Annotated in this window: 18 protein-coding genes; 10 read left to right on the forward strand and 8 right to left on the reverse strand. The window is 39.9% G+C overall.

What is annotated here, in order from left to right:
* Positions 1–3: 3 nt before the first annotated feature.
* The gene (locus QBK89_RS01085; RefSeq protein WP_284139155.1) at positions 4–882 is read right to left on the reverse strand and encodes a 4Fe-4S dicluster domain-containing protein; all 879 of its coding nucleotides are present in this window, start codon (positions 880–882) and stop codon (positions 4–6) included.
* Positions 883–1120: 238 nt separating this feature from the next.
* Between QBK89_RS01085 and QBK89_RS01090 the strand changes: the two genes are divergently transcribed.
* The 6 genes from QBK89_RS01090 (at position 1121) to QBK89_RS01115 (ending at position 7893) form a co-directional block, all read left to right on the forward strand.
* Positions 1121–2734, forward strand: coding sequence for an esterase/lipase family protein (locus QBK89_RS01090; protein ID WP_284139156.1), 1614 nt, complete (start codon positions 1121–1123; stop codon positions 2732–2734).
* Positions 2735–2886: 152 nt separating this feature from the next.
* On the forward strand, positions 2887–3747 hold the full coding sequence (locus QBK89_RS01095) for a chemotaxis protein (protein ID WP_284139157.1): 861 nt from the start codon (positions 2887–2889) through the stop codon (positions 3745–3747).
* A 363-nt stretch (positions 3748–4110) separates the two neighbouring features.
* Complete coding sequence (gene putP, locus QBK89_RS01100; protein ID WP_284139158.1) at positions 4111–5607, forward strand: sodium/proline symporter PutP; 1497 nt, start codon at positions 4111–4113, stop codon at positions 5605–5607.
* A 64-nt stretch (positions 5608–5671) separates the two neighbouring features.
* The gene (locus QBK89_RS01105) at positions 5672–6652 is read left to right on the forward strand and encodes an agmatinase family protein (RefSeq protein ID WP_284139159.1); all 981 of its coding nucleotides are present in this window, start codon (positions 5672–5674) and stop codon (positions 6650–6652) included.
* 120 nt (positions 6653–6772) lie between these two features.
* Positions 6773–7366 (forward strand): chromate transporter, encoded by a 594-nt coding sequence (locus QBK89_RS01110; protein WP_443089773.1) that lies wholly within the window; start codon positions 6773–6775, stop codon positions 7364–7366.
* Complete coding sequence (locus tag QBK89_RS01115; RefSeq protein ID WP_284139160.1) at positions 7363–7893, forward strand: chromate transporter; 531 nt, start codon at positions 7363–7365, stop codon at positions 7891–7893. The genes QBK89_RS01110 and QBK89_RS01115 overlap by 4 nt, the downstream gene beginning before the upstream one ends.
* A 124-nt stretch (positions 7894–8017) precedes the next feature.
* On the opposite strand, the gene cydC is transcribed toward QBK89_RS01115, so the two are convergent.
* The 7 genes from cydC to pflB form a co-directional block, all read right to left on the reverse strand.
* Complete coding sequence (gene cydC, locus QBK89_RS01120; protein ID WP_284139161.1) at positions 8018–9733, reverse strand: thiol reductant ABC exporter subunit CydC; 1716 nt, start codon at positions 9731–9733, stop codon at positions 8018–8020.
* Positions 9730–11439: a thiol reductant ABC exporter subunit CydD gene (cydD, locus tag QBK89_RS01125; RefSeq protein WP_284139162.1), complete on the reverse strand. Its 1710-nt coding sequence runs from the start codon at positions 11437–11439 to the stop codon at positions 9730–9732. Before cydD ends, cydC begins: the two co-directional genes overlap by 4 nt.
* Complete coding sequence (gene cydB / locus QBK89_RS01130) at positions 11439–12452, reverse strand: cytochrome d ubiquinol oxidase subunit II (RefSeq protein ID WP_284139163.1); 1014 nt, start codon at positions 12450–12452, stop codon at positions 11439–11441. Before cydB ends, cydD begins: the two co-directional genes overlap by 1 nt.
* Positions 12439–13839, reverse strand: coding sequence for a cytochrome ubiquinol oxidase subunit I (locus QBK89_RS01135; RefSeq protein WP_284139164.1), 1401 nt, complete (start codon positions 13837–13839; stop codon positions 12439–12441). The genes cydB and QBK89_RS01135 overlap by 14 nt, the downstream gene beginning before the upstream one ends.
* 318 nt (positions 13840–14157) lie before the next feature.
* Positions 14158–15204: a 2,3-butanediol dehydrogenase gene (locus QBK89_RS01140; RefSeq protein ID WP_284139165.1), complete on the reverse strand. Its 1047-nt coding sequence runs from the start codon at positions 15202–15204 to the stop codon at positions 14158–14160.
* A 67-nt stretch (positions 15205–15271) separates the two neighbouring features.
* Positions 15272–16015 (reverse strand): pyruvate formate-lyase-activating protein, encoded by a 744-nt coding sequence (pflA, locus tag QBK89_RS01145; RefSeq protein WP_284139166.1) that lies wholly within the window; start codon positions 16013–16015, stop codon positions 15272–15274.
* Positions 16016–16110: 95 nt separating this feature from the next.
* On the reverse strand, positions 16111–18366 hold the full coding sequence (pflB, locus tag QBK89_RS01150; protein ID WP_284139167.1) for a formate C-acetyltransferase: 2256 nt from the start codon (positions 18364–18366) through the stop codon (positions 16111–16113).
* Between the two features lie 314 nt (positions 18367–18680).
* On the opposite strand from pflB, the gene QBK89_RS01155 reads away from it, so the two are divergent.
* From QBK89_RS01155 to QBK89_RS01170, 4 genes are all read left to right on the forward strand, one after another.
* Entirely contained in the window at positions 18681–21095 is a 2415-nt protein-coding gene (locus tag QBK89_RS01155) for a penicillin acylase family protein (protein WP_284139168.1), read from the forward strand.
* Between the two features lie 16 nt (positions 21096–21111).
* Complete coding sequence (locus QBK89_RS01160) at positions 21112–21819, forward strand: gamma-glutamyl-gamma-aminobutyrate hydrolase family protein (protein ID WP_284139169.1); 708 nt, start codon at positions 21112–21114, stop codon at positions 21817–21819.
* 168 nt (positions 21820–21987) lie between these two features.
* Positions 21988–22938 (forward strand): dipeptidase, encoded by a 951-nt coding sequence (locus tag QBK89_RS01165; RefSeq protein WP_284139170.1) that lies wholly within the window; start codon positions 21988–21990, stop codon positions 22936–22938.
* A gap of 110 nt (positions 22939–23048) precedes the next feature.
* Positions 23049–23249: an alpha/beta-type small acid-soluble spore protein gene (locus tag QBK89_RS01170; RefSeq protein ID WP_284139171.1), complete on the forward strand. Its 201-nt coding sequence runs from the start codon at positions 23049–23051 to the stop codon at positions 23247–23249.
* Positions 23250–23269 lie beyond the last annotated feature (20 nt).

Below are 23269 nucleotides of genomic sequence, written 5' to 3' on the forward strand. Positions count from 1 at the left end.
CTTTTATTTTAAGTAGATTACATTAGGTCCTGCTCCGAGCTCGCTCTTTAGGCGGAATGCTCGTGGGCTGTTTGCTAGCTTTGAAACGGTACTATTCGGATCATTAAGATCTCCGAAAAATCTAGCATCCCCAATACACGTTTCTACACATGCAGGCTCTTCACCACGCTCTAGACGGTGCATACAGAAATTACATTTGCGAACGGTTCCAATTGGAGTTTTCTTAGGCTTTCTTTCGCCACGTTCGATCCCGTATTCTGGGCTTGAAACATCATTAAAGCCAAGCATTTCATCTTCATAGCTCTCGCCAAAATCATACGATCTAGCGCCATATGGACAGGCTACGATACAATAGCGGCAGCCGATACAACGGTCGTTATCAATCGTAACAATACCATTATCTAGCTTAAAGGTAGCTCGAACTGGACACACCTGTACACATGGTGGGTTGTCGCAGTGCATACATGGCATTGGTAAATTAACTTTGGCAACGTTTGGAAATTCCCCAATTTCTTCTTCAAGTACTACATTATAAGAAATGCCTGGAGGGGTGCGGTTTTCCGCTTTACAGGCAACGGTACAAGAATCACAGCCAACACACTTTCGAAGATCGATTACCATTCCCCATTTAACACCATTCTCTTTTTTACTCTCTACTGGTGCTTGTGTAAATAAATCTCCAAATTCACTTGTTAATGATGCGTGATATTTTTTATGAAAAACTTCAATATCTAGTTTTCCATTTACTACTTTCTTGGCATCCTCTGCCATACTTAATCCGAGATTAGAATTGTACGGTGATTGATTAAGTTCTTCATCTGGATTTGGTAGCGCAGCGTCAACCATGTTGTTCCAATCTTTTTCTAAAAGTTGTTTCAGCATCCACTTCACCTCTTTTATATTCGTTCTACTTAAAGTGTAAAGGAGGGGGAAATCGAAAAATGTAACAATTATCACAAACTAAAGAGAAGTCATTAATTTGTCATAAGTTCCAAGTGCTAGAAAGATAGGAAAATGGAAATGAGAGTTCCATGTGTTGGGAAAATCGATATCGCGTTATGTTTAGGCATTGATGTAAATATAATGGAAATGGAATAGAAGAAAGGGGAGAAGGATTACAATGAAACGTGTCCAATTTATATTTTTTACAAGCTTGCTGATGGTTCTTTTGTTCGGTATTACTAATTATTCAGTGAAAGCAGACGCAGTGACTGATGTTGCTAAGCATGCTCCAGCTTTACCTTTTCTTGTTGATAGTAATGAAGAAGAAACGATTACTGGAAAGGTGGGAAATGGCAATGCAGAAACGCCTGGAGAATGGTATAAGGGCGATGTTCCACCAAATCTTATTCCAAATGCTCCTGTCTTATTATTTGTTCCTGGGCTAAATAATGTGGCACAAATATTTTGGGAAAATAATGATATGTTCCAAACGGCATTTGATGCAGGATATCAGACGGCATTTATCCAATTATACGATGCTGGTGGTGCATCAGCAGATATGTGGGATAATGGAGCCTTACTTGCAGAAAAGATCGTAGAAATTTCCAATCATTTTGGTGGGAAGCCAATCACAATCGTTGCATACAGTAAGGGAGGCGTGGATACACAAACGGCGTTGACATACTATGGTGCATGGCAATATGTCCAGAATGTTATTACATTATCTAGTCCTCATCATGGCTCACAACTAGCTGATTTGGCCTATAGTTCGTGGTCGAGCTGGCTAGCAGATTTAATTGGTGCAAAGGGAGATGGTACGTATGCGATGCAAACGGGGAACATGGCCAATTTTCGATCGGTTATCGATCAAGAACCGAAAGCATATTATAACGACTATTATACGTTAGGAGGAACAAGCTGGGGTTCGGTGTTTTCATCAACCTGGTATGGTGGTGTTTATTTATCGCAATATGGCTCAAATGATGGGGTTGTGACAACGGCGAGTAGCAGATTACCTGGTGGAGAGCAATTAGCAATTGGAGAATGGACACATTCGACGATTCGAACAGGACTAACGTTCCCTGTATTTGAAGGAGCTCTAATCGATCCCCAGCCAAATGCTGTTTATAAAAAGCGGGAAGCAAAGGACGATAGTAATGCACGACCTTTAAGCAATCAATGGATACGAGGGGGAAAACTTACAGAAGGTATAGATGAACGCATTACGATGGCGGTGGAGGATAATGTAAACAATGTAACGATGCGGGTGTTAAGTGCTACACCGATTTCATCAGTTACATTGCTTTCGCCTAATGGTAAGGTCGTGGAGCCAGCTCTTAAGCATTCTATTTTAGAGGAAGGTGTGTATCAGGGTGCTTATCAATATACGATTTCGATCGACGAACCAAAAAGCGGAGAATGGGAGCTAACGCTTTCTTCAGAGGACAAAAATGGCTATTTGCTCGTTGCGAACTTTCATTCCGCACAAAAACTAGTTGAAAGTGAAAGCACAAAAAATAAGATAACAAATAGTAATACATGGAACTATTGGCTACATGCAAACAATGTTGTGCTAGAAGAAAAATCGTTACAGGCTACTTACCGAATTACGAAGTCGGGGCAACCGGATACGATGCAAACCTTTACGAAAAAGGGAACAACAGATTTATCGAAGGAGCTACCAGTTAAAGATAAAGGGTCCGTATATAATATTACGATTGATGTAGAGGGAAAAACAAAGCAAGGAAAGCCATTTAATCGAACGATTATTGATTCGATTTATGTGGAGTAATTACTATAAGATTGTTTTATCGGACACCGATAACCTTGAATAAAAATACTGATAATTCTTGAAAATAGGACTACATTCTCTTTTCCTGCTTGTCTTATTCGCTTACACTTGTATCAAATACGCTTGTAAAAAGCGGTGGGGAGGAGATTCGTGTGACGCAAAAAATAGCAGTTGCTATTATTCATGGTGCTGGAACTCCTGACGAAAACTTTGCAGAAGCTTTGATTGAACGGGTAAAAAAGGAATTTGCTGTTAAACTATCAATCCCGAATGCTGAAGATGAGCTTGAATTTCAACCCATTTTTTGGTCCGCCATTTTTGAATCGGAGCAAAAAAAAATGTGGGAGCAGCTTCAAGAAAGTGCGCAGCTTGATTTTCCATATCTTCGACGCTTTGTTCTTGAGTTTTTAGCAGATGCAGTAGCTTATCAGCCTACCTTACTTGGGGATCAAAATTATCATCATGTTCATTCCCTTGTTGCTTCATCTCTACAGCATTTGCGTAAAAGGGCAGGAAGTCTTGCTCCGCTTTGTATTATTAGCCATAGTCTCGGAACCGTTGTCGCAAGTAATTACTTTTTTGATCTCCAATTTAGACGCGAGCAAATTGGGGATAAAACAAGGCAATGTATGGGGGAAACGCCAATGGAGCAATGTGAAACATTGACGTTATTCTATACAATGGGAAGTCCACTTGCCTTGTGGTCATTGCGCTACCTTGATTTTGGTTCACCTATCCATGTTCCATCCCCGTTAATTTCTGACCATTATCCGAATGTGGAAGGAGAGTGGGTGAATTTTTATGATAAGGATGATATCCTAGCCTACCCACTGAAAGGTGTGAACGAAGCGTATCAATCAGCAGTGACAGATGATGTTGCTGTAAATGCAGGTGGCTGCATTACGAGCTGGAATCCGCTATCACATGGTCAATATGAAAAGGATGATGTCGTAGTTGGTCGCATTACAGATGGACTCGTACAAATATGGAAAGCGATAAATATGGCAGGATAGGGATTAAAGTATTAGGAAGTTTGTATATGTTAGCGAATATAAAATGATTTCTCAAATTATAACCTAGTAAAGGGCATGTGTTGAAGCTGCGCTTTTCTAGGTTTTCTTTATTTTCATATTCTACGCTTGTTTGAATACAACTTTAATATGGGATCCCAAAAATCACGTTTGGCAAATGCGTTATAGGGAAAGCGACTAGTAATTAGTAAAATTGGTGGATCCTAAATGGGAACAAAAAGAAGAGGAGGTAGCTTTGGTGACACATACACTCGATGCTTGGACATTTTTTTTGTTTGTCGTTCCAATGCCTTTGCTCGTTATCTGGGCACTGGTGACATTTTTTACAGAACGGGGGAATGATACGTGAATGCAACGCTCATTACGTTTGTTGTTTATCTTGTTGTTATGATTTTTATTGGCTTTTTCACCTATCGAATGACAGCTACATTGTCAGATTATGTGCTTGGGGGTAGGAGACTAAACAGCTGGACAACTGCATTTTCAGCATCAGCAAGTGACTTTAGTGGCTGGTTACTTATTGGACTGCCAGGAGCTGCGTATGCTGCTGGGCTAGGAACCTGGAGTTTATGGATAGCATTAGGGCTTGCTGTTGGAGCGATGATTAATTGGCAATATGTGGCGAAACGGCTGCGCATTTATACTGCATATACAAAGGATTCAATTACCCTACCTGAGTTTTTTGAAAATCGTTTTCGCGATGAATCTCATTTGCTTCGTGTTATTTCCGCACTATTTATTTTGGTATTTTTTCTATTTTATACGGCATCAGGATTAGTAGCAGGAGCGAAGCTGTTTCAGGGGACATTCGAAATTGATTATCATACTTCCCTCCTTGTAGGTACTGCTATTATTGTCGCATACACGTTTTTAGGCGGCTTTCTTGCCGTAAGCTATACTGACCTTATTCAAGGAGTATTGATGTCGATTGCATTAGCGTTTACAGCAATATACGGCATCATAAAAATCGGTGGTTTCGGTGAATTGTTTCACCAGCTTGGCTCCATTAACACGAGTTTAATCGACGCATTTTCTGGAACATCATACAATGCTACTAATGGAGTTTTATGGGAAGCAGCAGGCCCAATCGGAGCTGTTGGCATTATTTCCGCACTTGCTTGGGGATTAGGATATTTTGGTCAACCGCACATTTTAGCTCGCTTTATGGCAATTCGTTCGCATCAGGACATTCGCAAGGCAAGGTTAATAAGTGTCAGTATGGGGTTAGTTGTTCCACTTTATGGTGCGCTCATCGTTGGCATGCTCGGGATTGTTACCTTTGACGAACCGCTAGCAGATTCGGAGCAAGTCTTTATTCAGCTCGTACAAGTCGTTTATGATCCGTGGATTGCTGGGATTCTCCTTGCCGCAGTATTAGCTGCGATTATGAGTACCGTTGATTCACAGCTACTCGTGTCATCCAGTGCGCTTTCTGAAGATTTTTATCGTCGATATTTAAGAAAGCATGCGAGCGAAAAAGAGCTTGTATGGATAGGAAGATTTTCTGTGCTTATCATTGCCTTAATTGCTTTAACCCTTGCGTGGAATGAATCAAGCTCAGTTTTAAAATTAGTCTCTTATGCATGGGCAGGTTTTGGTGCTACCTTTGGACCAGCAATCTTATTTTCCTTGTTTTGGAGAAAGACAACCAGAAATGGGGTTTTAGCAGGAATTATTGTTGGAGGAATTACAATCTTCACATGGCCACTAACTGGATCAGCGCTGTATGAAATGGTTCCAGGATTTCTATTATCTAGTGTCGCAATAGTAATATTTAGTTTACTAGGAGCAGGACCAACAAAGGAAATGCTTGCAGAGTATGATAAGGTAGCTGCCAAATAATTCAACTCTAGAAGCAAGAGAAGATAAAAAAGTGTCTAATCATAGCATATAAGGAGAGAGGATTATGGGTGAAAAACTATATGGAAATACACCTTGTTTTTTAGGAGGAAAAAAAACAACATTAGATGAAGCAGCACGGCAGAACTTTGACGTTCTCGTATATGGTGTCCCGTGGGAGGGGGCGGTGACCTGGGGAGATTATACAGGTTGTGAATTAGGCCCAAAGGTCATTCGGCTAAATTCTGCAAGATACTCAGGATATCTTCCAGAGCTTGACCATATTGATGTACTCGAGCATTATACGATTGGTGATTTAGGTGATGTGGACGTTGTTCCAGCAGATACATTAGAGACGGTGCGACGGATAGAAGGCTTTGCGACAAACGTCTGGAATACAGGGGCATTTCCAGTAGCGTTTGGCGGTGATCATGGTATAACCTTCCCAATTGTCAAGGCGATGGCCGAACAAGTAGATGGAGAAATTGGTGTGATCCACCTTGATGCACATTATGATAACCACCCTCATTTTGAAGGAGACCAATATGCGCGAAGTACACCTTTTCATAACATTTATACGTGTGAAGGGATTCGAAATGAAAGCATCGTTCATATGGGTATTCACGGTCCGAGGAATGAGCCACAAACAGGTAAGTATGCAAAAGAGGTTGGAGCAACAACAATTACCTCAAGGGAAATACGTTTTGCTTCCAGCTTGAAGGAAATCGCAGAAGAAGCCTATCAAATTGCAAGTAAAGGAACGAAGGCAGTTTACTTAACGATATGTAGTGATGTGCTTGACTTTGCTTTTAATCCTGGTGGTCCAGTTGATGGAAATGGGTTAACGTCATTCGAACTGCTTGAATTAGTATATGCATTTGCTGAATTTGGTATTTGCGGGATGGACTATGTAGAAGTATATCCACAGCAGGATGCAAATGATCATTCCTCTCATTTTGTCACAAATGCGGTTTTGTATGCTCTTGCCGGTACAATCCGCCACCAACAGCAACGTAAACGAATGGCAAGTGATCAAGTTAAGCAATGAGAAAACGCACGGAGACTTGAAAAAAATAGACGGATAACGTAGTATTCAAAAGGAATCTTACGTTATTCGTCTATTTGTGTAGATGGATCTTCGCGGTTAAATATAAAGGACAGTGGTATCGTGAAACGAAATAATAAGCAACAGTATAATCTGGATCAAAAGAATTTGTTTTTGGCGTTTTTTCGAGCAAGCATGCTCGGTTATGGTGGAGGGCTTTCTGCCATCCCGCTAATGAAAAAGGAAGTCGTGGATACATATAAGTGGATGGATGATGAAGAGTTTTCCGATATTTTGGCATTGTCAAATACATTGCCAGGTCCAATAAATACGAAAATGTCTGGTTACATCGGCTTTAGACTTTGTGGGTTTTTGGGACTTGTTAACGCCGTAATTGCAACGGTTCTTCCAACAGCAATTCTCATGATTTTATTGTTAACGGTTTTAAATGCATACAAGGACTCTCCATTGGTCCAAGGAATGGCAAACGGAGTTCTTCCTGTAGCAGGTGTGATGATTGGCGTGTTGGCATGGGATTTCTTTCAAAAATCACGAGCTGGCATGGGATGGCTACCAACAATTATTTATACGATAATTAGTCTTTTTGTTATGGAGCTGTTAGGAATTCATCCTGCGCTTTTAATTGCTGGATTAATTGGGATTGCTTTATTTTCTAACGCAGACTTCCGGAAAGAGCGGCAGGTGAAGGATAAATGATCTATTGGGATATATTTTTAGCGAATTTTGTAGCAAATTTACTCGGCTACGGCGGTGGTCCGGCAACTATTCCATTGCTAGAGTATGAGGTGGTTGATCGGTATGGCTGGTTTTCAACACAGGAGTTTAGTGAAATGGTCGCGCTTGGGAATGGACTACCAGGTCCAATTGCAACAAAGCTGGCAGCATATATTGGCTATGATCAAGGTGGGATACTTGGCGCATTTATTGGTGTTTTTGCATCAGTGGCACCTTCGCTTTTATTAATGATTGCCTTACTTGGGGTTTTAATGAAATATAAGCAGTCACCAAGGGTAAAGCGATTGACAAAGATTGTCCGACCAACGATTGCCGTGTTACTTGGTGTGATGACATATGACTTTTTCTTTCATTCGTATGAAAATGCCGGGCTTGGCCATACGATTATTCTTGGTGTTGGAGCGTTTTTATGCCTAGAGAGATGGCGGATAAGCCCGGTGTATGTTGTTGCAGGGGCATTAGTATATGGTGCAATCTTTCTTGCGTAATAAGGAGAATTTGAATGTGTTTTTGAAGGGAGTTAGGAATCGTCTAAATAGAAAAGCGCCCAATAATAGAAGGAGGGTTTATTTCTCCATCGCTTTTTGGGCGCATTTTATATTAGGTGATTCGTTAATTAAGTTGATCCATAAAGTATAATTCTTTGTAGTAGGCGTTTTCTTTAATTAACTTATCATGACTTCCGTGAATGGAAATGGCTCCATCCTTTATAAAAATGATCTCATCCATATTCTTTGCTCCTGCAAGATGATGTGTTACCCAAACAATCGTTTTATCGGAAGCAGCATGTAGAATTGTTTGAATTAATTCAGTTTCTGTAATAGGGTCTAAGCCAATCGTTGCTTCATCAACAAGAAGAATAGGCGTGTTTTGTAATAGCACACGTGCAAATGCAATTCGTTGCCTTTCTCCACCTGAAAAGCGACTGCCCATTTCCAGCATTGGTGTGTCTAGGCCTTTCGGAAGAGAATGGATAAGCTGAGAAAGCTGTGCTTGTTCAATCGCCTTCCATACATCTGCTTCACTTGCTTCTGGTCTACCTATCCGAATGTTGTTACCAATAGTTGTATCGAACAGATGTGGCTTCTGATTTAAAACCCCGATTTGGTGGGAAAGAAGTCCACTATGAACAGTTTGCTCGCCAATTGTAATGCTTCCACTATCGGGTTTAATGGCACCAGCAAGAAGCTTTACTAATGTTGATTTTCCAGCACCACTTTTTCCTAATACCGCGATCTTTTTTCCAACAGGGATGGTTAATGATAGATCACAAAGGATTGGAGTAGAGGTACCAGGATAATGGTAGGTAACATTATTTAGTTTTAAACTTGGTTCTTCTATGAAAGCAAGAGGCTCGTCATTTGAATTAACCTGCAGTTCAGCGTTCTCTTCCATTTTTTTGATTCTCGATATGGAATCCCGATAAGATGGTATATGAGATACTGCGTCCGCTAGGGGTACAAATGCATCTGTTACAGAAAATAGCATTAATGTAAAAGCTGCAATGAGTGTTGGTTCAAATACACCTTGCCCTGTTTGGACGGTAGCCCAAATCATCACTAAAATAATCGATGTTCCGACGACGAGTTGACTGATAATATCTTGAAGATGCTTCCAGCTTTTTATTTTACGTTCAGTTTGTACAAGCTGTTCATCTTGTGCATGATAGCTTTGTAAGAACGTGTCTGTTCTCCCACTTGCTCTCCAGTCCGTAATGCCATAAATGGCATCTGTTAGCTGCTGGTATAATTGGTTTCGTCTTTTCTTAATCGTAATATGATGTGTTCGATTCACATGATAGGATACGATTGGAATGAGAAAAATGATCACCCCAAGGAGAAGTAGCATCATTACTGCAAAGGAAATATCAAATATACCAAAGATACTAATTACAACGGCATAAAGCACGACACCAAGACCTGCTGGTAGTATCGTACGGATATAAAGATCTTGTAGATGTTCAATATCATCGGATAGAACACCTAATAAATCTCCTGTTTGATATCGAGACCGAAAAAATAATGCTTGCGGCTCTACTAAGCGATAGAGACGGATTCGCATGCTTGCTAATATTCGTAATACGATGTCATGACTTACAAGTCTTTCTAGATAAGGAAATACTGCTTTCCCAATACTAAATGCACGTACTGCAACAATTGGAACGTAAACCATCATCACATTTTCTGGTCGAAGTGCGGATTTTGAAATTAAGTAGCCAGATACAAATAACAGCATTGCACCAGAACCAACACCAAGTAAGCCGATGAGTAAGGTTAATGCAATTCTACTTTTATGTTGGCGAATGTATGGCATTATCCATTCTTTCATTTCGAAACACGCCCTTGCATAAATAATTGGTGATAAGTACCTTCCTGTTCTAACAGCTGTTCATGTGTTCCTTTTTCAACGAGCTGACCACCTTTTAGTACAAGTAAATAATCCATTTGCTTCATCCAGTGATAGCGGTGTGTTGCAAAAAATACAAGCTTATTTTTAAATATACGTGTTATTAGTTGCTTGATTTCAAATTCGGTTTCAATGTCTAGATGTGCTGTTGGTTCATCAAGTAAGATAACAGGACGGTTACTAAGAAGAGCACGTGCAATGGCAATTCGTTGTTCTTGTCCACCACTTAAGCTTCTTCCAGCTTCCCCTATCTCTTCATGAATTCCATTAGGTAGCTGCTGCACAAAATCATAAAGTCCAATTTGTTTTATTACATTCCATACCGCATCATCGGTTGCTTCTGGTTCATAGAAGCGGATATTATCAGCTAATGTTGCTGGAAAAATATATGGCTGCTGTGGAATGTAGGCGATTTTATCCAGCCAGTCTGCACGATTTAATGTATTCGTTTCTGAGTTGTTGACAAAGATACGTCCAAATGTAGGATCGAGAAAGCCTGCAAGCATATGAATGAATGTTGTTTTGCCCGCTCCGCTTGGTCCAACGACTCCAATCATGCCGTTACCACTCCAAGAAAATGAAATATCTTTTAAAATAGGGGTGTTTTGAGCATGAACGGTAGCTTTATCTAACTGAATATCGGTTGGATTTGATAGCGGATTTTGTATCGGTTGTGCTTCCTCATGTAAATCAATCATGCTTTCTATTTCCTTCATTGCTACTTGCCCGTCAAGCGTTGCGTGGTAATCCTTACCTACTTGACGAATTGGTAAAAAGTATTCTGGAGCAAGAATTAAAATCGTTAAAGCAGGAAGTAACGTGAGATTTCCATCTATTAACCGAAACCCTAATCCAACTGCAACAAATGCAATAGAAAGACTTGTAAAGAAATCTAATGCAAACGAAGATAAAAAAGCTACCCGCAATGTTTTATTCGTTGCTTTCCGGTATTGTTCACTAACATGGTTTATTTTTTTCTCATGTGATTTACTTTGACCTAAATAGGTGAGTGTTTCTAAGCCTTTTAAGGAGTCCATAAAATGGTTTGAAAGGACTCGATATGTTTCATATTGCTTGTCAGCTAATTTCTGCGCGGCTAATCCAAGCAGAATCATAAAGATAATAACAATTGGTACGGTGAAAACAAGAATGGCAGCTGAAATTTTGTCAATGAAAAATACGTACAGAACAATCAAAGCAGGAATGAAGGCCATGCTAACCATCCGTGGGATAGCTATTTCAATATAGCCTTTCATTTTATTGATTCCTTCAATAGCAAGTGTAACGAGACGGCCTGTTCCAAAGCCTCTTGCTACAAGATGTCCTGTGTGGAAATAAGAGGAAACTAATTTTGTGCGGAGACGTGCTCCGTATCGATCTGCAAAGCGTTCAGCTGTATATTGCTTCCATCTACCAAGAATCGTGCGAAGCATAAAGAAAAGCAAAAATAGGGCAGCATCTGCCCCAATTTCTTTTATTTGTGCACCTTCAAAGAGAAATGTAATTGCTCTGGCCAGAAAACTGGCCTGAGCAATGATTAAAACAGATTCCAAAAATGTCATGATCGACAAGCTTGCATAGAATGGTAGGCTACCTTTGCCTGTTGGAAGTCCACGTTTACGAAACATTAGTACTCCAAATGCTCACTTTTTTTAAGTCGCTTGCGAAATACATAGTAGCTCCATATTTGATAACCGAGAACAAAAGGTAGCAATGTTAATGAAAAATAAGACATAAGCTTTAATGTGTATGCACCAGAAGCTGCTGAAAAGATGGTTAGATCATTTGCTGCTCCAAGTGTACTGATCATGACTCTTGGGAACATCCCAATGAAAATACTTGCTGTAAGAAAAATAATGGAAAAGCTTGTTAGTGTAAATGCACGTTTATCGAAACGTTTTACATTGAATACACTAGCACCTAAAAGAGAAAGCCAAGCAAACACTGGAAGTAAAATCCATGCATTGCCATGTTGTGTGAAAATATCAGTTGTATACCAGCCAATGCCTAAAAATGCTAAGAAGGCGATCAACGTAATTGGTGCAAGCTTCTTTGCAAGCTTTCTAGCACGTTCCTGTAGCTCTCCTTCTGTACGCAAAGTAATAAATTGCAATCCATGCACGACAGTTAGTAATAAGAACATTACCCCACCTAATAATGCGAATGGGTGGAGGAATTGAAGAAAACCACCGACCATTTCTTTGTTTCCATCAATTGGCATACCTGTCATAAAATTCGTTAAGACAACACCCCAAAGTATAGGAGGGAGGAAGCTACCGATAAAGATTGCCCAGTCCCATGTTGTACGCCATTTAGGGTTTTCGACCTTACTGCGAAATTCAAATGCAACCCCCCTAATAATTAAGGCTAAGAGCATAAAGACAAGCGGGATATAAAAGCCGCTGAACATCGTAGCATACCAATGTGGAAAAGCAGCGAACATTGCCCCACCAGCAGTGATGAGCCAAACTTCATTTGCATCCCAGAAGGGACCAATTGTATTAATATATACACGTCGTTCGACATCGTCTTTTCCTAGAAATCGTGAAACAGTTCCTACTCCAAAATCAAAGCCTTCTAGAACGAAGAATCCGATAAATAAGATCGCGATTAATAAAAACCATAGCTCATTGAGTGACAATGTTGTTAGCCTCCTTATCAAACGGATCGACTACTTTATCGTTTGATTCCGTTTTTTGATCGGTTTTTTTAATGTGCTTAACAAATAAATAAATGGTTACTCCAGCTAATATCGTATAAATTGTCGTAAACGAAATGAGTGAGAAGAGAACCTCATTAGCTGTGACACTTGGTGATACAGCATCCTCTGTTTTCATCATACCAAACACGACCCATGGCTGACGACCCATTTCTGTCATAATCCACCCAGCAGTATTTCCGATAAATGGAAGTGAAATTCCGAAAAGCATTAGCTTTAAATAACGTGTTTTTTGCTCTAGTATACCTTTTCTTGATGCATACCAGCCATAAAGTGCAAGCAAGAACATAATTGTTCCAGTAAATACCATGATACGGAAGCTCCAGAATACTGTTTTTACTGGTGGGATATAATCTCCAGGTCCGTATTTAGCTTCATATTGTTCTTGTAGTTGATTCATTCCTTCTACTTGTCCGCTAAACTTATTGTAAGAAAGTAGGCTAAGCATATAAGGAATTTGAATTTCAAAGTGATTCGTTTTTTCTTCTGAATCAATATTTGCTACTAATGTAAATGGTGCAGGATCCCCACTCGTATTCCAAAGTGCTTCTGCAGCAGCAAGCTTCATTGGCTGTTCCTTTATTAAAAGCTGTGCTTGCGAGTGACCAAAAATCATAACAAGGAAAGCTGCGATTGTACCAACAACTACAGCAACACGAAATGATTTTTTGAACATAGCGACATCTTGTTTTTTAATCAGCTTCCATGCACTAATTCCAGCTATGAGAAAAGCGCCAGTGGCAAATGCTGAGAAAAGCACGTGTGGGAACTGTACCCAAAGATGCGGGTTGGTTAAAATTGCAACAAAATCATTCATTTGTGCTCTTCCGTCTGCAAATTCATATCCTACAGGATTCTGCATAAAAGCATTAGCTGATAGAATCCAAAAAGCAGAAAGGATCGTTCCGATAGATACAAGCCATATGGATGTTAAATGCAATCGTTTTGATAAACGATCTGCTCCGAAAATCCAAATTCCAATAAAGGTTGATTCCATAAAGAATGCAAGTAAACCTTCAATCGCAAGGGATGGTCCAAATACATCGCCTACAAAACGGGAATAAGTAGACCAATTCATCCCGAATTGAAATTCCTGGAGAATCCCTGTAACAATGCCGACAGCAAAGTTAATTAAGAAAAGTGTTCCCCAAAATTTAGTCATTTTCATATAAATATCTTGCTTTTTTACTACATACATTGTTTGCATGATTGCGATAATAAATACAAGTCCAATGGAAACTGGCACGAAAAAGTAATGAAAAATGGTTGTTGATGCAAACTGTAATCTTGCTAGCTCTAGGATATCCATTGCTTTATCTCTCCTTTTGTTGTGAATTAATTCACAATAAATGACGTATTCAAATTCATTTGGATACTAACATATTTATAGTGAAAACATACGATAAACCTATTATAGCGCGAAATTTAGTTAAATTGTTCACAAAGTGTTACAGACCAATGACGATTTTTTGGCATATTCATGACAATAAATACTCTATGTAGAAACAACTTAATGCAAAAACCTTTACATTGGATTGCGAATGTTTATAGAAGAAAATAGAGAAGGAGCTTCTCTAACCAATGGCTAGGAAGCTCCTTGTTTAACGATCATATATGTGTAAGCTTTTTATGGCTTTACAAGAATTTTCACTTGTGATTTTTCTTTCATTAAAGATTCGAATCCTTCATCTACAATTTCATCTAATTTAATTTTTTTCGTAATAAGCTTTTCTGCCGCGAATTTTCCATTGGCAATTAGTTCAATCACTGCAGGGAAAATATCACGGTATGCAATTGTTCCTGTAACATTGCGCTCTTTTAACAGGACATTATTTGCATTAATTGGTGGGTTGCTTTCCCAAATACTAATAATAACAGTTTCCCCTTCTAGCTTTGTAGAATCGATGGATTGCTGAAGTACAACAGGTACGCCGGTGACTTCATAGGCAATATCGACACCACCATTTGTTAGCTTTTGAATTTCTTCTACAGGATCCACTTCAGATGGATCAATCACAATAGCACCTAAATCGCTCGCAAGCTTTTTGCGTTCAGGGGAAAGCTCCACTGCATATACTTTGCTTGCACCAGATAAGAATAATGCTTGAATCGTTAACAAACCGATTGGCCCAGCGCCAAATACGGCTGCTGTGTCCCCGGCACGAAGTTTACTTTGTCTAATCGCGTGAAGGGCAACAGCTGCTGGTTCTGTTAAAGCCGCTTGTTCAAAGCTCATTGAATCAGGAATTTTATGAACCATTACTTCAGGGACTGTTGTATATTCAGCGAATCCACCGCCGCCGCCTGCTAAGCCGTGAAAGCCAAGCTGGTTACATAGATTGTATAATCCAGAACGGCAAGCCTTACATTTTCCACAGCTATAGATTGGTTCTACTGTAACACGATCACCCGGTTTCACACGATCGACACCTTCTCCAACTTCAACTACTTCACCTGAAAATTCATGTCCCATAATAATTGGAGCAATGTCGTTCGTAAGTGGATGTTTTTCTTTGACAGGGATAAATATTGGTCCTGCTGCGTATTCATGCAAATCACTTCCGCATATTCCCGCCCATGCAACCTTAATTTTTACCTTACCTTGTTCAACTGCTGGATCTGTTACTTCTTCTACACGAATATCCTTTTGACCATACCAACGTGCTGCTTTCATTTTTACCACTCCTGTTGTATGATTTTCAGTTGCTTCACCTTTAATTATACAATTAAAATAGATGGTTTTAAAGAATTTGTCTATTTGTTAACAAATTTGTCGCATTTAGAACACGTTCTTCTGACGGTGGTTCAACGTCTTTTAACGGATAGTCATAGCCTAACGCTTCCCACTTGTAAACACCAAGCTTATGATAAGGAAGTACTTCCACTTTTTCTACATTTGCTAACGCTTTAATAAACGTTGCTAGCTTTTGTAAATCTGCATCATTGTCGGTAATGCCAGGAACAAGCACATGTCTAATCCAAACAGGTATGTTTTTAGAAGCAAGGTATTGGGCAAAATCAAGAATATGTTCATTAGAAAGACCAGTGAGCGTTTTATGCTTTGAGGGATCAATTTGCTTTAAATCTAGTAAGACAAGATCAGTAAGCGCTAATAGCTCATCTAAGCTCTTCATAAAGGATGGTGATTTAGAAAAGCAACCTCCTGATGTATCAATTGCCGTATGAATCCCGAGTTTTTTTAATTCTTTAAACAAGGCAACGAGAAACTTCGTATGAAGTAGTGGCTCTCCACCACTTACAGTTACGCCACCATTAGATGCCTGAAAAAATGGAAGGTATGTTTTGATGTCGCTTACGATTTCTTCCACGGTAACTTCTTTTCCGTCCCCAATTTTCCATGTGTCTGGATTGTGACAGAATTGACACCGGAGTAAACAACCTTGCATAAAGAGTACGTAACGAATCCCGGGACCATCTAATGTTCCACACGTTTCAACAGAATGTATTCGGCCTTTCATTGTCATCCCATCCTTTCTAAAAGAGCATGTAAGAAGGTCTATCTTTCATGTTAATCGTACTGCCCTCCACTTTGAATATGGAGGACAGCACCTATATTTTTTTATCTACTTTCATGGAAGGTACGATTAATGACATCGATTTGTTGTTCTCTTGTTAGTTTAATAAAATTCACTGCATATCCAGAAACCCGAATGGTCAGCTGTGGGTATTCTTCTGGATGCTCCATGGCATCAAGTAAGGTTTCACGATCAAATACATTAATATTCAAGTGATGTCCACCCTTGATCATGTAGCCATCCAGCATTCCTGCTAGGTTGATTTTTCTTACTTCTTCATCTCTTCCAAGTGCTTTTGGAACGATAGAGAAGGTGTTACTAATGCCATCAAGTGCTTGTGAATATGGCAATTTAGCCACGGAACTAAGAGAAGCAAGTGCTCCTTTTGTATCGCGTCCATGCATTGGATTAGCGCCTGGAGCAAATGGTTCTCCAGCTTTTCTTCCATCTGGTGTGCTTCCCGTTTTCTTTCCATATACCACATTTGAAGTAATCGTTAGAACGGATTGGGTTGGAACAGCATTCCGATACGTTCCATGCTGTTTGATTTTGTTCATAAAGCGTGTTACAAGATCCACTGCAATAGCGTCAACACGGTCATCATTGTTTCCGTATTTCGGAAAGTCGCCTTCGATATCAAAATCAACTACAAAGCCGTCGTCATCGCGAACCGTTTTTACGCGTGCATACTTAATGGCGCTAAGTGAGTCAGCTACAACAGATAAACCGGCAACACCACAAGCCATAGTACGTAATACTTCGCGGTCGTGTAATGCCATTTCTAGGCGCTCGTAGCTGTATTTATCATGCATATAGTGGATGATATTCAATGTGTTTACATAGAGCCCTGCTAACCAATCGAGCATACGATCATACTTTTCCATTATATCTTCATAATCGAGATATTCTTCCGTATATGCTGCAAATGGAGGAGCAACTTGTATGCGGAGCTTTTCATCCACACCACCATTAATTGCATATAGTAATGCTTTGGCAAGGTTAGCTCGTGCCCCGAAAAATTGCATTTGCTTTCCAATTGCCATCGCGGATACACAGCATGCAATTCCGTAATCATCGCCATATGTTTCGCGCATTAAATCATCATTTTCGTACTGAATAGAGCTTGTTTCAATCGACATTTTTGTACAATAGCGCTTAAAGTTATCTGGAAGTGCTTTTGACCATAACACTGTTAAGTTTGGTTCTGGTGCAGGTCCTAGATTTGTTAATGTATGCAAGAAACGATAGGAGTTCTTTGTTACAAGTGGTGTCCCATCTGTTGCAACACCTCCAATGGATTCGGTTACCCATGTTGGATCCCCACTAAATAAATCATTGTAATCTGGTGTGCGTGCAAATTTAACTAAGCGTAGCTTCATCACAAAGTGATCGACAAGCTCCTGTGCTTCTTCTTCGGTAAGAGTACCACTTTCTAGATCACGATCTATATAAATATCAAGGAACGTAGAAACTCGTCCTAAGCTCATCGCAGCTCCATTTTGTTCTTTTATCGCTCCTAAGTAAGCGAAATAGAGCCATTGAAATGCTTCATGTGCATTTTTTGCTGGCTGTGAAATATCAAATCCATATACTTTTGCCATCTCTTTTAACTCTTGTAGTGCACGGATTTGCTCCATTGTTTCTTCGCGATCTCGAATAATATCCTCAGACATCATTCCGTTACCGCCAATATAGGTTAATTCTTCTTTTTTAGCTTCAATAAGTCTGTCTACACCATATAATGCCACACGCCTGTAGTCTCCAATAATACGACCTCTACCATAAGCATCTGGAAGACCAGTAATGATACCTGCTTTTCGAGCAAGCTTCATTTCTGGAGTGTAGGCATCGAATACACCTTGGTTATGCGTTTTTCGATATGCTGTAAAAATGTGCTCAATTTCTTCATTCACTTTATACCCATAGGCCTCACAGGAGTTCGCAGCCATGCGAATGCCACCAAAAGGCTGTAAAGAACGTTTAAAAGGCTTATCTGTCTGGAATCCCACAATTTTTTCTTTGTTACTGTCTAAGTAGCCTGGTCCATGAGATGTAATGGTTGATACAATTGCTGTATCCATATCAAGAACGCCACCATTTTCACGTTCTTTCTTGGATAGCTCTAACACTTGATCCCATAATTCCAACGTATCCTTTGTTGCCCCACTTAAAAATTGTTCATCTCCAACATATGGGGTAAAGTTTGCTTGGATAAAATCTCTTACATCAATTTCTTGCTGCCATTTGCCATTCTTAAATCCAACCCATGCTTGTTTTGTCGACAACGTCATCTCAGACATTGCGATTCCCTCCTTTTATAATCCTACTAAGATTATATTGTGAAATAATGAGCAATATTCCACCTTTAGAATAACATACTTTTCTTTTAAGTAAGGGATCAAATTGTAACAAATTTGTGTAGTTTTATCCTTGATATAAATGGGTTCTTAAATTCTGTTATATATTTTAATTTTTAATACAGTAAAACAGTTTAAATACAGACGTTTTATCTTGTACATGAAGTGAGATTAGGAAAGAGAGAAAGAGCTCGTCTCCTTTTAAAACAAGTGACAGAATAATCAGTAAGTGATAGATTAGGTAAAGGGGGATTGACATGGAAGAAACAGTGCAATGGAAAGCATCAGTTAAAAAGAAGCGAAAATGGAAGCTTGGTTGGATTATAATTGGAAGCATCGTTGTTTTATGTGCAATCGCATTTATGTTTATGAATGGATTTATTAATCGTTCGCTTCCCCAGCTGGAGGGAACCATTGAAGTTCCACTGTTAGCGGAAGAAGTTGTTGTGATAACGGATGAACACGGTGTTCCACATATAAAAGCAGCAAATGAAAAGGATCTTTATATTGCACAAGGCTATATCCAAGCACAAAACCGAATGTTTCAGATGGAAATGTCGAGACGGCAGGCCTCTGGAACGCTTAGTGAGGTTGTAGGAGAAGCGGCAGTAGATCATGATAAATACTTTCGATCACTCGGTTTACGACGAGCAGCAGAAAAATCCTATGAGATTTATTCTAAAGAAGGAGTAGAGGTTTTAAAATGGTTTGCGGCAGGGGTGAATGCATATATTGAAGAAGCAACGAGGGAGAACCGACTTCCAATTGAATTTACGTTAATGGCAATGACGCCAGAAAAGTGGACACCAATTGATTCCTTAACGATTGGAAAGTATATGGCGTTTGATCTTGGTGGACATTGGGAACAGCAAGCGTTTAACTATTACTTGCTTGATCGTTTTCCTGAGGAAAAAGCATTTGAAATATTTCCAGCTTATCCAAAGGATCGACCCACTATTATTCAAGAATCGGAAATAGATATAGCAGCTAGTTTCGAGCATGCGGTCATTCCACCACCGTTTAATGGAAGCAATAATTGGGTAGTAAGTGGTGAAAAAACAGCATCTGGTATGCCAATGCTAGCAGATGATCCGCATCTCGGGTTAGCGACACCATCTATTTGGCTCCAAATGGGCTTACAAGCAGAAGATCTAAATGTAAGTGGGGTTATTTTTGCTGGGGTTCCTGGAATCATTCTAGGACATAATGACAAAATTGCCTGGGGTGTTACGAATACAGGGCCAGATGTGCAGCAATTATATGTTGAAAAAAGAAATCCTAATAATGCGAAGGAATTTCTGTATGAGGATGAATGGTATACGGCAACGGTTATTGATGAGCCTATTAAGGTAAAGGATGGTGAAACAATTCCATATCAGGTCGTTGAAACAAAGCATGGACCAATTGTCTCCGAATTTGCGGAAGCTTCTGGAGAGGATACTGTATTATCCTTGAAATGGACTGCCTTAGAGGCAACAACGGAGCTTGAAGCGATTTTACATATTAATCGAGCAAATGATTGGGAGCAATTTGAAAAGGGATTAGAAAAATTTTTAGCCCCTGCACAAAATTTCGTTTTTGCTGCAAAGGATGGAACTATTGCTTTTAAAGCGAATGGTAACATTCCTATTTATAAGAACGGAACAGATGCCCTGCTTCCATTGCCAGGCTGGGATGCAAGCAAGGATTGGCAAGGGTATATTCCATTTGATGAGTTGCCCCGAGTTGTTAACCCTAAAAAGGGATATATTGCAACAGCTAACAATAAAGTAACACCTGATAATTATCCGTATCATATTAGTAATGTATGGGCACAGCCATATCGATATGAGCGAATAGCAGAAGTATTAGAGAGCGGCAGTTCTTTTAATATTGACGCTATGCAGGCCCTCCAAATGGATACGATGAATTTACGCGCACGCGAATTTATTCCGATGTTTGCACAGCAGTTAAAAAGGACACAGCTGAGCGAACAGGAACGGGAAATTCTCACCTTGCTCACAGAAAAGTGGGATTTTCATGATGATGCCAATCTAATGCAGCCGCTAGTTTTTCATCATTGGATGGCTGCAATTGATGAACTTGTATATGACGACATTCCAGAATCGATGCTGGCGCTTTTTTCGAATCAGGGGCAAGTAACAGATAATCTACTTCGTCAAGCTGCAGAAAATAGCTCCTCCATTTGGATTTCAGAAAAAGGTGGATTACAAAATGTATTGCATGAAGCGTTTGTATCAACAATCGAAAGTTTGACTGAACGCTATGGTGATAATGTTACAGAATGGGAATGGGGAGCGTATCATCAAGTGCAATTTAATCATCCACTTTCTGATGTGAATCCCGTTTTGAAATTTTTCTTTAATCGCAAGCAGCCAATGGCTGTTGATGGTAGTGCAGTGACACCGATGGCTGCTGCCTTTGATTTAGAAACGGGCCAAGTAGACCATGGTGCATCGTGGCGCTTTATCATCGATACAGCGAATATGGATGAAGGCTATCATATCGTCGGGCCAGGGCAAGATGGACACTTTCGAAGTGCGTGGTATGATGATCAAATTGAGGATTGGGTAAATGGAACGTATCATCAAACCTTATTAAAAAAACAAGGTGGAAAAAAGCTCACTTTACGTCCAAGGAGTAAGCCTGAAGATAGGATGGGGAAGAAATGATGAGGAGGTAGTGCTGGTGAAACCGTTAATTGGAGTTACAGCATCAATGGAAGTAGATGAGTCCTATTATATGGTATCTAATGATAATATTCGAGCGATAGAACAGGCGGGGGGGATTCCTGTTATCCTGCCACACATTGTAAGGCAGGGAGATATAGAGCGAATTGCTAGGAAGCTAGATGGGCTTTATTTACCTGGGGGCTATGATATTGATCCGACATTATTTGGTGAGGAGCCACATCCGAAGTTGGGAACGATCATTCCGTCGAGAGATCTGTTTGAATTACAGCTCGTGCGAAAAATGCTCGAAGAAAACAAACCGATTTTAGGTGTTTGTAGAGGCTGCCAAATATTAAATATTGCAGCAGAAGGGGATATGTATCAGGATATTTATGCACAGCATGACCAGACTCTCCTACAACATCAGCAGCATGCCCCGCTTTACCATGGTTCTCATTTTGTTCAGGTTGCAGCAGGAAGCTTGCTTCATAAGCTTACCAATATGCAACGGATTCGTGTGAATAGTCGGCATCACCAGGCTAATCGAATGGTGAAGGCTCCATTTATCATTAGTGGAACTGCGCATGATGGGATTATTGAAGCGATTGAAAGCACGGGGAATTCGTTTGTACTTGGGCTGCAGTGGCATCCGGAAAATATGGCTGTTGTTGGTGAGGGTGCTTCTAAGCGGATTTTCGAAGGGTTTATTCATGCTTGTCGCTAGCGTATGATGGTATGAGATTTGCGTTTCAACTGGATATAATTCAGTTTCCGTGGGCAAGGTCCTTATTTCCTCGGAAGCAAAGAGCCGCTTTCACGCTAGTCTAGATTTTACTTCATCTAAAGATATTAAGTGGAAAAATGAAATTTATCGATAAGGAAGTGAAGGCTTATGAAGGTGATTGACTTACATTGTGATGCATTGTGGAAGTTGCAGCAAGCTAAAAGGGGAAAGGTATATAAATTACCACCGCTAAATTTTCGAGACGATCCAGAGCTTGATCTGAATTTGCATCGCTTAAAAAAAGGAAGTTACCAAGCACAGTTTTTTGCTGTTTTTATTGAGCCAGAAATTCCTTCGGATGAAAAATGGCAGCATGCGTTAGAGCAAATTGATTTATTTCACAGCGAAGTTTTGGAAAAAAACCCTGAAATGAAGCATATTCGGAATTGGAGCGATTTTAATCAACTCGGTGAAGATGAAATTGGAGCTGTTCTTACATTAGAGGGTGCAGATGCTTTCGGAAATGACCTTGTTAAGCTAAGACAATTATATCGAGAAGGAGTTCTTTCGCTTGGCTTGACATGGAATAATGCGAACCTCTGTGCAGATGGAGCAGGAGAGCCGCGTGGTGGAGGCTTAACCTTACTAGGTAAGGAGGTCGTAAAGCTAAACAATGAACACCAAGTGTTTACAGATGTATCACATGCAAGCGAAAAGGGCTTTTGGGATATTATAGAACTGGCAGATTATCCAATTGCCAGCCATTCTAACGTACGAGCATTATGTGATCACCCGAGGAATTTATACAATTCGCAAATAAAGGCGATGTTTGCAAAAAAAGGTCTGATTCATGTTGTCTTTAATCCTCCGTTTATCAAGGAAGAAAGTGATCATGCAAGTATTACGGACCTTATTCGTCATATAGACTATTTATGTACGCTTGGAGGTATCCATCAAATTGGTTTTGGATCTGACTTTGATGGCATTACCCGAAAAGTAACAGACCTAGAAAATGCTGCACAATATCCGAACTTGATAAACGAATTATTAAAGCATTTTACAGAAGATGAGGTAAAGGGGTTTGCTTATCGGAATTTACTTACACATTTGCCAAAGTAGCAGCTTTTCTCTTGGATACCGCGATTTTCCACGTATCGAATAGGCTATTATCTCACATTGTAAGAAGGAACAGAGAAATCTGTTCATTAACCCACAAGGAGTGATCATCGATGGCAGACCGGAATAACAACAAATTGTTAGTTCCAGGAGCGGAAGACGCCGTAGATAGCATGAAGAATGAGATTGCAAATGAATTCGATGTGGAACTCGGCGCTGATACAACTGCACGTGATAACGGTAAGGTGGGTGGCGAGATGGTAAAGCGAATGATCCAAATCGCCGAAGAAACAATGGCTAATCGGAGACAATAGCCAATTAGAGGATGCTCTAT

The sequence above is a fragment of the Virgibacillus sp. LDC-1 genome (assembly GCF_030137545.1).
In the GTDB taxonomy this organism is placed as follows: domain Bacteria; phylum Bacillota; class Bacilli; order Bacillales; family Amphibacillaceae; genus LDC-1.